The 14,354-nt window shown below is 50.8% G+C and carries 1 protein-coding gene (running past one end of the window); it reads left to right on the forward strand.

All coding sequences use genetic code 11. From position 1 onward, the window contains the following. A protein-coding gene (locus P6910_RS06875; RefSeq protein WP_317145530.1) for an anthrax toxin-like adenylyl cyclase domain-containing protein crosses the window boundary here: on the forward strand, nt 1-14,354 show its 5' end (the start). Its footprint extends 15,331 nt past the window's final position; only the first 14,354 of its 29,685 coding nucleotides appear in the window; the start codon lies at nt 1-3; its stop codon lies beyond the right edge, outside the window.

Raw genomic sequence — 14,354 nt, forward strand, 5'->3', positions numbered from 1 at the left:
ATGTCTGGTAAGAATGCTAAACGTCCTCAAGTATCAGAGCCTGATTTCAGCCAGTTTCTGGAAATGGCCGACAAAGGGCTTTCCCTGGAAGATCGCAATACGGTTCATTACCGCAGGTTAATGGAGAGCTATAGCGTTTTCGACGCCATCCAGGAGAAAAATTCCGCTAAAGGCTGGCTGGTGGCCAGCCAGATAGAAGCCAGGGCGAAGGATTACCTGCAGCAGGAACCCTTTAAGAAAGACTGGGTAACCGCGGTGTTATCCCCCGTTCAGGCTTTTCTCAGCCGCATCCTTGAAGAACCACCCAAAACCATTCACATGTTATTGCTCCAGCCACTGGACAGGATTGGCCTGGATTATCTGCAAGCCTGGATCATGGCCAACCCGGATTATCAAATCCATCTCTGGCAGGACCACAGGGTTTCTCTGGCTTCTCTGATGCGAAAATACATCATAGAGTGGGCACTCGCCGATGTTGCCAATGCCCGGGATATTGAGCCGTTTGCCGGACAACTGATCCGTCGGATAATCGATACCCAGCGCCGTGCCGTCAGTCATGTTCTCAATAGTTACGATAAGGGTGCTTCCATTGACCGGGCAGTGCAGGATTTTCTGGTTTCATATACTCATGCTTCTACCAAAGAACTGGCCGTTGAGAAGGCGCGCTTTAATCAGCAGATTCTCTATGCCAGGGAAGAATTGAGCCGGTTAAGTGACCATGGGAACCGGGTTAACGTTCGGGATATTGCATCACTATGGCCAGAAGGGAACATTCTGACCAGTGATTACTTCAATGAGCTGCTGCGAGGAAATATTAACGGAGCGGAAAATCTGGCCCGGTTTCAGATCCTGTTCAGTGCCGGTGGCTTTATTGTCAGGCCAGATAGCCTGCCCGGCATCAATCGGGATTGGTTAACGGGGATTGAACTGGATGGCCTGCCAAAGGAAATGCTGGAAGCCGGTATTGTCCAGGCGGTTCTGGAGAGCCATCCGGACCGCTTTCCCCACCGGCAGGACAAACTCCGGCAACCGCTTCGCAGTGGCTACATTGACAGCCTCAAGCTGCTGGATGATCTCAGGCCGGGCGTTCGTCAGCAATTGCTGGCGGCAGCCAGAGAGACCCGGCAACCCTTTCGGTCAATTAACCAGACGGGCTTGATTCCCGGAACTGTTCAGGCCGGACAATCCCGTGGGCGTCTGTCCGCCAGTATGATGGCCGCCCGGCAGGGATCACCTGTCGCACAACGGGTGCTGGCTTTGATGGTAAAAAGGTACCGATTTTTAGACAGTGCCCTGGGAGGAGCCGAACCCTACAACTGGCAGGAAACTCGACGGTTTTATTTCAGCCAGCTGGACGCGGCGAAGGATCATGGTTTTCCCCTGCATCTGGCCCGGATTGGCGCTTATCGGTTGGGAATGCTGCGCGGGGATGAAAGCCTTAACCTGTTTCTCAATGGCGATGAGTTACTCAGGGAGGCGATGGCCGACTACATTCAATCGCTGGGCGAGCAGCCCGTGCCCCCGGAGCAGCATCTGATTGGGAAGCAGCTGGCCAGCTGGGGGACTTTGTCGACCGAAGAACACCTGGCTCTGGCGGTAGATCCTCAGCAAAACAGCCTTTCATTTCATCTTGAAAAGAACAACAGCAAGCTGAAGCAATATGTTCTTCCCCTGGGTCATGAAGGTGACATTCAGGCCATCGCCGGATTCCTCCATCAAAGTTACCCTCAGGCGACACAGTGGCTGTCAGCGCTTTCCCCGGATGCTGGCCATGCCCTGGACTTTTTTGCTGAGCCGCCATCATCAGGGCTCTTGGTGCTGGTTGGCAAATTGACAGAAGATGGTCGTTTATCAGGCTTTTCCGGGTCAGCCCTGGCGGCTGGTCTTTCCAGTCAATGGTTGCATGAGTCCAGGCACCAAATAAAGATATACTGCCTTGCTGATCCCGCGTTGGGCAATGAGCGCATTGTCGGATTTTTCCAGGAGGTGCTGGCTGCTCTGCCAGAAGGGCAGGCGACACTGAACACACTGGAAGTTGCCCGGGAGTTGACCCAGGTTGATGATCTTGGTCAGCCCTGGGTGGCTTCTGTTGATGCCCGGGGAAAGTTGCTATGGCAGCACGGGAATGGACACCACTGGGCTGGTTACAGAACCCCCGGTGGGCAATGGAAAATCCAGTCCTCAGATTTTGCCCTGGGAGAACAGGAAGTTCTTCCACGCAATGATATCTCCAGAGCCATTGACCTCGCCAGGAAGCATTATCGTATGGTTTTGCGGGAGCTTGGCTATGTTAATCAAAGCGGTTACCTATTCAGTAAGTCTATAAATATAAATAACGGCGAACTGAATATTCAGTTGATGCTGGATACAGTGACGGCAAACCACAGCAACCAGCCTGAGTACTTTTTCTCATCCCGGGACATTCGCCAGATCGAAAGGGACGTCAATCTGGCGTTTACCCGGTTGCTTGGTTATTCAGGTTTACCTGATGACATGACGGACCGTTTTACGGTGCTGGTGTCTCTGAGTCCCTGGGTAAAAAATGGACTCTATTTTACCAGCGAGGGGGTCAAGCTGGTTCTGGATGGCAGCTTTCTGGACTCTGATCTTGCCCCGTTTCAGTCCACCGCTCTGGCTGAGCTGGCTCCAGCCAGCGACCGGGGGAGTTCGATTCTCCTTCACTATTTGTCCATGGTCATCTATGAGCGGCTGCAACCGGAGATGTTCTGGAACGATTTCAGCACCTTTCACGGGGACGCAACAGGTTGCCAGCCGCTTGGGAAGTTGACTCCTGTTCCCGGTAATATTAAGGATGACACTCAGGCTGTGTCGCCTCTGGCACGCCAATCCAGACTCCATTTTGTTGCGGAGTCACTGACGGCTCTTATACAAAACCAGATTTTGCCTCCGGCTTCAGCCTCAGCTCTGAATACGCTGCTTTACAGACAACTCCCCGGCAATGACTTACCGGATGATCGTCGTCTGGCTTTATATCAAGGCTGGAGCCGTCGCTTTCAAGTGATTGCAACTGCCATCAAACAGCAACAGGAAATCGCCGATTTACAAATCAGTCTGGCGAAGGCTGAAGGTTGGGATCACAGCGGCGAGCGCGAAGTTCTGGTGAATGGTTCAGGCCAATGGTTTCAGTTGACCCGTACCCGATATTTTACGCTGCTCCAGGATTACCCGACAGGTGCCATCCTGGAATTTTCACGCCATGACCCGATAGCCGAGAGCCTCCAGCAAAGTGACAGACAACGTCGCGCGCCCCAAGAGCCGGGATTGTTGGAAGCACATCCGGTCTCTCTGGAGCAGTGGTCGGGAAAACTGGTTCAGGGTGACCAGGCTTTTGCGGCTTCTGGTGTACCGCAGGCCCTTTGGGAAGGATTCAGGGAGATAGCCCGGAAAAACCAGGCACTGATTGCCATCAGGCCCATTAATCCAGACGCGTCCGACCTGCTCAATCATGGTCTGGGTGACGGTATAAAAATTGCCACAAAAGGTTTAAGTGTCAAGGGCAAGAGTGCGGACTGGGGAATACAGGCGGGATTGATTCCCTTCGATTCCGCTTTGTCCAAGGTGTTTGGCAAAGACGGTCTGGAACACCGGTCACAGATCGAAAAGGGGGACTACCAGAATGTCCATTCAACCCACTTGCCGGGCATGGCCGCCGTTCAGCTGCAACTGGACTGGAGCGCCATTGAGCGCCGGCTGGAACAGGGAAAGCTGGGCTCGCTGACGCCACTGGAGGATGGCAGTTATCTGGCAACGGTGACTCGCTCCATTGAATCCAGCGATGGCGGGGCCGGTGCGCGCTCGGTGCTGTTTCAGTATCGTTTGACCCGGCAGTCCAATGACCTCTGGAGAGTCGAGTATAAAAGTGAAGACTATGGCATTGAGCATCCGGAATATAAGACTTTCCGCCCCCTGAAGGTCATGGCTGAAGTTAATGACGACGGCTCCCATCGATTGTTTACGGCAGACATAGATCTGTTTGCCCTGTTCAAGCGCCTGGACAGTTCTTCAAGCGATCTGAACAATGGCGTCAGGGAAGAGGCGGATCGAATTGGGCGGTTATCATCAGCGAACAAGGGCGCGGGTCAGTTTTCCAGCGAGCTTGCCAGAGCTCGTTGGCTGTCTGCTTATCGACGTGTAACTGAAGCCTTGGGTACGCGAGAGAGACGCAAGTTTGATCCCCATAAGGGAACCTTGACTCATTTTCAGGAAGATATCATTGACCAGATCAATGAAGCGGCGGCGGAAAGGGGGTTGCCCAAAGTCTGTCACCATGGCACAGAACAGGACAATACCAAATACCCCGAGCGGGATAATAAAATTTTATTCATCGATCCTGAAGGACGGGTTTATCAAACGGATACCTTTGAAAAGGTGTCCAGTATCCTGAAGTACTACGATGTTGTGGGTGGGTTCCTGACCTATCGAAATCGTTCATACAAGCCCCTTGATGAAGTGCCATCGGAGATCAGTAGCAGGCTGGGAGGAGACAGCCGGATTGGCTTTCGTGAACGGTTTAATTTGGCTCCGCTATTGCAAATCCTTGAGTCAGGACAGCTCAAAGAACCTGTCCGCCCTTCCATTCCAGACAGGGCACCGGTGTTAATCATAGGAGAGGAAGGACTTTCGTATCAGTCGTTTGGTCCGGGTTATATGACAGAAAAAAGTCCGGGACGACTGGGGATCGTTCTGTACCCCGAAGGCAGATTTGACTTTCCTGCCCGATTTATCTCCATAGAGTTTGATATTGCCCGCTATGACAAGGGGGTTCGTGATAACGATTTTCCCACTTCACGGCTTCAGTATGATATCAGCAAAATAGCTGACCTGTTTTTGACCGGGCGATTAAACGACGAGCTTAGGGCATTGGGCAAAACCGCAAAAAGCATCCGTTATGCGAGTGAGCAACAGGTTCGTGTTCGGGTTAATCCGGGTAAATCTCTGTTTGAGAGTCATGTCCTTATCCCCAATGATGGCAAACCGGTTGTTGAAATAGGTACAAAAGGTATTGAGAGCATACCCGATTCAACGCTTCGGGAAGCCGTTTCCGGTTTGTTTGGTTCGGCACTGCTAAGGTCTATCCGGTCAGCAGGCAAAGACGACTTTGGGTCGGCAGGGAAAATCTGGAAATACAGCATGTTATTGAGCCTGGGCGAGTACTATGGGATGGATGAGAGCTTCAGGCTGATTCCCCTGCATCATCCTGACGAGACATCGCTTTATGACGATTTAGTCGCCAAAGAGTCGCACAATATCAGAATCCGGTCTGAACCTCATTCCGATATGTTTCGGGCGGTAAGAGCTATTTATCAGTCTGGAAGGCTGCAGGAAAGGATTGAACACATTCATAAAAACCAGACCCGGTATTCACCGCTTGAGTTGTCTGAGTTTGCCGGTGCGATTTCTGATTACTATGACACCATCAAATCACCGGATGCCCAAAAGAAATTCAGGCTGGCTCTGGGTGTCTATCGTGTCAGATGGCTGGAATCTCTGGATAAAACCAGAGATAAGTTCAAACGCCTTGACGTTGATGTTCAGCAGGATATTGCACTCATCAAAAATCGGGCGGTTAGCAAACTGGAAGACGTTGCCGGGAAGTTGCAGAATAGCGTGCGTTCCTCTCTCGTCATTGACCCGGCCCTTCTTTCTGATCTTCCGGTGCCTTCACTGGAAGAATACAGGGATATCATTTTACAGCAGGCAAAGAGAGATGTTGATTTAGGCAGAGTCCTTCACAAAAAATCGAGCAGGGCAGAGGAGGCCCTGAAAAAGATCTATCAAACGCTTGAGAAAGAGGATGCCATTCAAATAGCTCGGGAAAGAATGGCCCGGCTTTTATCTGAACAAATATTAAGTGACGATAAGATTGTACCCGACCTGATGAAAATAGGTCTTCAGAAAAATAGGGCTGATCTAAAAAAACTGTTCAACACCCTGGTGCTTAAATACGGAAATATCTTCAAAGAAACTCTGGGCTTTTCGATGCCGCCATTAACCCTTGAAATAGATCTTTCAGGTAATGAGGGCAAAGAAAAACCCGTTTACCATGAGGCGAAGATAACCTGGTTTAGCCGTAATAAAGCCAGTAATGAAAAAGAACAGCTGGAGGCTAACAAGGCATTTTTGAATGTCATTGCTGATGGCCTGTCGCAACATGCACGACACACCCTGTTGACTCAATGGAATGACCAGATCCCGGAAAAGTTAAATATTCAGGACGGGTTAAGAGTATTCAAGGCTGGAAATCAACTTTATGCGGTTGGTTCCACGGACAAGACCCCTCAGCAACCGTCTGGCCAGGAGTCGGTTGACTTGACGGGCAAAGGCAGTCAACCACCGCTGGCATTGTCTATCAGAAACCCTGAGTCCGGGCACTCTTTTTTAATACGACAGTTGCCGGAAGGTTTTTTGAAAGCTGTCCGCCGGGAAGCGGTACGGGACATAACCGCTTCGCGCACCTTATCCATTGGTATCACGGATGTCCAGTCTGAGGTAATCAGTAAGAACCTGAACGAAATTTTTCAGTCTCTGGATCATCGTTCTGGCCAGACTGGGTTGCTGGCTCGGGATTTCAGGAATCTCCATGAGGTTGCCAGAATTGCTCGAATACCCGCCTCTGAACCTCAGCCGGATGGGAACGACTATACCGGCCTTTATCCTTTCAGAAGGTTGAGCCTGGGTGGTCAGGTTGTCGTCTGGGTTTCACCGGAGTACCAGAAAGCTGTCGTTGATTCCGGCGGCAATGTCAGGGACGAACTGGCGAAGCTGAATACCCTGGCCAGCCACTTTACGGATTGTACGGAGCCTTTTCGGCAATATTCCAGGCTGCTGTCTGCCGCTACCAGTCCCAGCAGGCCAGTCACTCTGGCTGAGCTGGTCCGGTCGGGATTGATGGCAGGCAACTCGCTCCGTGAAGCGCAGATAACACTACCTCAGGAAGCAAGGCAGCTGATTGTCCTGAAGCACCCACGGCAGAGTGGTGGACAACCACTCAATCAGGCGGTGCCCTTTGACCGGCAAGCTTCTGATGATCGGCAGGGGTCACTCAGTATTATTCATGTTGACCCGGGTTATGCCAGTGACAGAGGCATGACCTCCAACTGGTTGTCACAACATACCCGGCTGTTCTCTGAATTGACGGCCTCAGCTTTTCAGGTCGCAGGCAAGTCATCGGCTTTTCCAGAGAAGCGGCGGACAGAACAGCAGACGTTGATCAGAAAAACGCTGGGGTTCCAACAATTGAACCGCGAACCTTTGCCATCAGATCTTCTGCCTGTTCCCAAAACCAGTGCCCGGGGTGCCCTGTGGTTTGAGGATGTCATTCAGGGAGTTTCGCTGACCAGCGAACCGGGGGTGGGTTACCAGCGGCTGCTCACGGCGGCTGTCGATACCGATGAAACAACGGACATCCGCTTCGGATTAAAAGCTGAACCGGGTGATAACGGAGGGAAAGTTATTCTGGTCGTTCCGGCCAGACAAGTGGGTGATAAAGACTACCAGCAGGCCAGACAGCTGCTGCTTGGCAGTTTTACCAGTGCAAAACTGGAGCAGCAGAAATCCCTGAGCTGGGTCATTTCCGATTATAACCAGAAGCTGAAAGAAGCAACGGGGAATGATCAGTCAGCCTATCGGCTGGAAAATATCATTGACACCGACATCGCTATACAACCTTATGAACGGCAAACGGTCGCTTATGTTCCGACCAGCTATGTAGAAACCCGTTATGACAGCCTGGCTGATTCATTTTCTGTCCTTGGCCGGTTGAACACTTCACCAATACAACAGGATCTGCTGTCAAGAGCAAAAATCATTGCCACGGGATTGGCTCGTGACATCAGTGGCAAGACACCTGGCCGTTCCCTCACCGCCTTTTTAATGCACTTTTTACTGACTGAGTACTATTTCACTCTGGAAAAAGTAAACCCCGCAATGGACGGCTTTGGACTTATGGTGTCGCCAACCGATGCCCTGGTGTCAGTTTTGCCAGAGAGCGATGTTGAGACGATTAAAAGCTATCTAGGCAAGGGAAAACTGACTGATCTTACCAGGCAACTGTCACAGGCGTTGGATCAACTCTCTCTGGGTCGCTTTGATCAACTGCCTGCCGGGCATTCAGTAAGGCAGGATTTTGATAGGGCGGTTGCTGAGGTGTTTGACCATGCCCTCAGTCTCAGATACCGGGGTGGGAAGGTGCTCCCTGCCTTTCAACTGGCCGTTACCAATACCGGTAGCCCCTGGCAGCCGGTGATATCTGGAAGCCCGGAACTGGTGCTTCACAGAATGATGCCCCAGACATTGCGGCAGCCAGTCGTTCTGGCTACCGCTAAGTCCCCCAATGTACTGATGCAGTTTTGGGGTGAGGGCAGTCCGTTAAATCAACGCTCTGGCAGTGGGATTCTGCCTGCCGATTTACTGGCACAACTTTCTGCCCTGAAAGAGGGTATCAAGCCGGGGAGTGGACCCGCTCAGAACCGGCTGTTTTTTGAACAGGTTGACCGATCCTATAGGCATCTTGCGGAATCAAGAGAGCATTTTAGTGCTGAGCTGAGCACGGTGATTTCAGGGCTTGGTCAGGAGAACCTGGAAAGTCTGGGCAGAGAACTGGTCAGAGTGTTTAGCCAAGACCAGGACAGTATGGATAATCGTCCAGGGATAAAAAAACTGGCTCACAGAATGGTAAAACCCCTTGCGGAGTTGGTTGCCGGGGCTGGCAAAAGGGTGACCAGAGAATCGCTGGAATCGCTGGCCCGACTGATGGAGCTGAGTGCTCTACGGAGCCTGACGATTAAGTTACAGGATAACTTAACCATCAACAGGATTGTTCTGCGGACAGATCTTCCTATGGGAACCATTGACCTGTCGCAGGGTGCACCAGGCCAGCCTGACACTCTGGGAATCGGAGCGTTTGACCAGTTTGGTATCAAGTCTGGGGATGGCTACATTATCGAACCATCACAGAGCAGCCTCTCCAGCGTCCTTCTTACGGGCAGTGGTGACGATGCCATGGTATTCCCGAAAACGCGGATTACCTGGGATTCGGGTATTTATAAAGAAAAGGCTATTTCCCGAGGGTGGTCCGGTTCATTACAGGAAGATGTCACTGCCCTGATTAAATTGAATGGTTCCGGGGAGCTGGGTGGAAAACGTCGCCTGGCCCAGCTCCTGGCCCATGAGCACAGGGTTGACTTAACCAATGGTCGGAACATTGAGTTTGTACTGCGTCCGGACCTGAAGCTGGAGCAAAGCCAGATGATTGCCCCGGCTTCTGACGGCCCCGGCGAGCCTCCGGTGATCGTGCGGCTGGGGATGGCAGACAGAAAGCAGTTTACTGAAAAGGTATTTGGCAGCACCGTTAGCCGCTTGTTCGGGTTGGCCGCAGCTCATAGTTCAAAACTCGGGACGCCGTCTTTCCAGAGTCAGGGCGAGCCCATGAAGACCATTAATTCTGTGGGGGAAAAATCTAAACTGTCGTCTGATTATCAGTCGGTGGTGTTGGCCAATGATCAAATTCCTCCGTTAGATCAACTACCGGCCAGCTTGATTGGCAGAGCCCTGAACGATCAGATTTATGGTTCAACGGATGACCGGCGTTACGTTGATCAGTCTACGAATGCACTCCTTGACGACGCAGTGAAAAGAGGCAACTCGGAACAGATCACACTAGAGGGGACAGGTGGCAGGCTTAAGGGGTATTTTCATCATGGCAATGGTGGCCCGGCAGCGGATAAAAAGGTCGTGCTGTTTCTCCATGGAACCCATTTATCTTGTGAAGAACAGGTCAAAACCGCCTGGATGCATTACCGTAACCAGGGTATGGATCTACTGGCGGTCAACGGACGGGGGTTTGGGGGTAGTGATGGCTCTCCCGGTATGAAAGGGCTAACGGATGATGCCCGGACCATGCTGTCGTACCTGATTAATGATCGAAATATAGATCCCAGTCGTATTGTGATTCACGGCTATTCCATGGGAGCCGCTGTCGGAGCGCATCTGGCGAAGATAGCTGCGGTCCGGCAACAGTTGCCTGCGGCGTTTATTCTTGATCGTCCCATGGCCAGTCTCGGGGCCAGTGTCGTGGCTCATGGTCTGAGTGTTGTTCCCGGTACCGGCCGTATGATCAATAGACTGGCAAAACGATTTAATATCAGAGAAAACCTGCGCAAGGTGTCCACCCATCTGCCATTGATGTTGTTTTCGGATAACGAAAACCTGGGTAAGCAGGCTGAAAAACTCAGGAAACAATTGCAACAGGATGGTTTTCGAGTGGCTGGCGAGGCCACCAATGTGGAGCATGAAGACACCAACCGATTGATGGCTCGTTACAAGGACCAAATTGGTTTATTCATTCGCTCCACGACTGAAAACCCCACACCCGGAACCCCGCCTGAACGGAAGGATTCCTACGAGGGAGCACAGAGCCTGGTTCAGGACGTCTGGGGTGAGGACCCGCGCCATTTTGATGAGCTGGGTTCACGAATTGGCTTATTCAGTGATCTGCAACCAACGGCATTGCCCGATGAACAGGATAACCGCTTATACCGAACCCTGGTGACTGAAGCACCCCATGACCTGAAAATGTTCAATGGAGGCAAGACCGGTTTTGAGGCTGCCCTGAACTGGCTGGTTGGACAATACCCTTCTACCAGGGCCAGTAAAGTGGTGGGTCAGGTTCTTGAATACATCAGGCAATATCCGGGAGACAGCGATATTACCGAGTGGGCCAGGGTTTTGCTTGATCGCTACGACGGGATGGAAGCCCGGAATAAACAGCGTTTCATCGCCGCTATCAGTGAGGAACTCTGGCAGGAACTGTCCAGACAGACGCAGCTGGACCAGCCTGCCCGGCAACGTATGGCTGAAATGGCTGAGTTGGCAGCAAAGGACAAGTGGCGAGGAGACCTGGTAGCCGCGGACGGTCTGGGAGACCTTGTCGCTGACAAGTCAGGAAATCCCCATACCATCCTTGACCCCTCAGAAACAGACTTTGAGCCTGTGGTCAGAAAACGATCACGGGCGATTGTTCGGAGTGATTCGGGAGAGGATTTTTATCTAGTCAACGGTAAGGACTACCAGCCTTCCGGCACGAAAATCATCCGTGCAGACGACGGTAAAGATTCTGTTGGCATCGTTATTTCCAAAACCTGCAAAAGAAATGTGGGTGCTTCCTGTTCAATGCGGGTTCTGCTCTCTGACCAACCGATAGAACGGCGTGTTATTGGTGTATCGCCGGACATGGTTGGTAAGGATGAGTCTGCCCGCTTCCAGCTTTACCGCTATGGGGCTTTTAAGGGTGAAATTTACCAGATCATCAGTGAGAGTGACTCACTCATCAAGGGACGCCAGGCAGTCGGTGCGAACTCGCTGGTTGCTACTCATCGCCAGATAGAACAGAAAAAGCGCGATGGCGGTTTAGGGCGTCCCATTCCAATACCGGTGGGCTCCGTTGAGATTAAGGATATTCTGGTAGAAAAAGAGACAGGCCTGATATTTCAATGGGAAAAGGATTACAAAAAAGCCATCCAGCTGGCGGATGCTGACCCGATACTGAAACTGGAGACCGTTTCCGGCCAGAGTGTTGACCTGGTTCGCAGTGAAAGGCCTGACCGCCCCCTTCCTGATCTTCCGCAATCCCCGGATATTTCGCCCTGGGTTTTGAAAAAACTGAAATTCATTGAAGGCGTTCAGCGACGTATTCAGGCAGATAATGGCGAGTCTCTTCCTGCTATGCCGGGGCTTGATCAACAGGCGATTAAAGAGTCGATACCAGCCGATGTAAGGGAAACGATGATCGGCTCGATTTCTAAAATAATTCCGGTTAATGAGGGTCCGCGTCCTTTCGTTTTCGTCAACAAGACTGAGGCTAACAGGTTGGCAACACTGTTTGTGGACTCCATGCTGGAAGGCAGTTTGTCAAAGATAGGGATATTGATTTCCCGTATGGAACGTTTGGGATTCAGTTTCGATGCAGACGACCAAAGTAATATGGCATTTTGGTATGGAAAACGCCCTGATACTTTGCTTGGTTATAAAAAAATGGTCAAAAGCTACACAAAACAGGAAGTCGTTACTGATATGGATTTGAATGGTTTGACCAAGCTGCTGTCAATGGGTGACGAACTTCGGAAACTAAGCAGGCGGGAGTACCCGGAAAAAACTAAAGAGGTGCTTTATAAGTTATTTAGAAGGAATCCTGTCATTACGAGCTCTTATTTTGCTGCGGGTGCTCAAGGCAGAGTTTATGTTTTCGCGGAAGGTGGGCTGAGGTACGACAATTATTTCTGGAATGTCGAACTGCCGATTTTAAGGGCCTTGCAAAAGGAGAGAAAGGTTACCGATATTCGGGTAGTGACTGGCTCTCCGGTAAAGCAGCCACCGCTTGACCAGCCCCTGGGAAAGGGTTTGATCGACGGTATTACCATGAAGGCTCCCTATGGTAGCCTGAATGCTGAGTTAAAAAGCAAACTGCCCGCAGGGGATTACAAAAAGAATGACTTTGTCGATGTGCCGGTGAAGGCCGATCTGGTTGACCGGGTATTGCGAAAAAAAATACCCTTCTATCTGCTGCGCTCAGAGCTGAATACCATTGTCGTAAAAGAGGCTGGTGGTTTCAGGGTCAGCCCTTGGGCTGATGGCGGAACGGAAAAAATGATCAGGGTAGATGATCCGGACGATCCGCAAAAAATATCAGCTGCCCAGAAGTTTATCCTGGCAAATTATGGACGATTTGATGAGCTTCCTGATCAAATCGAGCTAACCGGTAATAAGATTTTTACTATTGATGGCAATGACAGGGCATCCGTTGCGCTAAAACAGGGTGACCGATGGGTTTACTTAAAACAGCCCGACGGGCTCCATTCATTCGGTGTCAGGATTAATACTGGAGACGCCAAGGATAAGGATGTTGTCCTGTTTAATTCCGGGCAAACCCCCGATGCTCTTTTAAAAGCAGCTGAAGCCGCCAGTAATGTTGTTTCAAGCAGTGATTCAGAAAAAATATCTTACCTGGCTGTCATTGAGGAAAGTGGCGACACGATTGGCTTACTGGCCAATTCACCTGAATTTACAGACAGTGATAAGTATGATGATTTTGTTGACCGGTTCAGAGACAGTCTGATTGATTATTTAAGCAATAATGATATCGGCAAACGGTTCAATCAATACCTCCAAAACCTGACAGGGAGGCTGGCTCATCCTAAAAAGTTAAGTGACCTGGATTCCGGTCTGCCTGAGATGCGTTTTCCAAAAGAGCTCAAGTTAATACTGGTTCTTGAGACTCCGGAAAGCCTTTCCAAGTTGCAGTCCGGGAAAAAGAAAAGGCGAGTACAAGCCTTCGACCCTGTGGCTGGACAAGGCAACAGGTCGGGCGTGTCCGGTTCAATTACCAGGCTACTGGTCGACCCAACACTGGATAATGCGTTGGGTAAACGGAACTATCAATACAACTTCTCCAGAGTCGCTATGGAGATAATGGCCGCGACCGCCCCTATCGCCGGTAATGGTATAGGTAGCAGAGGCCTGGTAGAAGTTGCCAAAGAGGTGCTCAATACCCGTGAGAACCTGAGCGACATTGATATCAGAAACGAAATACTCCGGAATTCTTATTTTGATATTGACGGTATTCCTGAATCTTTAACGCAAGCGTATGGAGAACTAAAAGCCAATGCCAAGGTTGACCCTGTTGACTGGGATAACCAACCCAACCGGATTGGCTTTGAGCAAGAGTATCTCAATATATACGTTCTTAATGAACAAGATGATGCCCTCCCGGGCGGAGATCAACGAAGGGGCCTCGCCATTTCGAAATTCGGTCATCGGGGCTACCCTCTTCTCAATATTTCAACAGATACCCATCGTGATGGCACGATCATTGAGGTCATCACCGGGCCTCTGACCCTTGATGAGTATAATAAGAAAACCTACTACCGGGTTATGGCAAAGCTGAAAAAAAGCTTCAAGGCGATTCCTCAGGACGGAGCGGAGTCGGTGCAGGGATTTGTTGACCGGTTTAACAAAAGCCTGGAGTCATTAGGTGATGAGGCCGCAGCTTACAAGCTTCACCCTAATCCTTATTATTCTGGTGATACCCCACTTAAAAACATAAGGTTCACTCGTAACGAACAACGGGAAAAGTGGACTGTCAGAAACCAGGGAACAATAAATGCCAATTATCGAGCCATTGGTGACCCGTTTACCATGCTTGCCGATCTTATTTATTCAGACTCCCAAAAATCAGTGCTTCCCGATTTCCTGAATGCCCAGGTCCTGGCTCATGAATACGCAAAGCGCATCGATACGGGTCCGGTCACTGAGAATATAAAGTCCTTCCTTGTCCATTT

The organism is Endozoicomonas sp. 8E, assembly GCF_032883915.1.
GTDB lineage: Bacteria > Pseudomonadota > Gammaproteobacteria > Pseudomonadales > Endozoicomonadaceae > Endozoicomonas_A.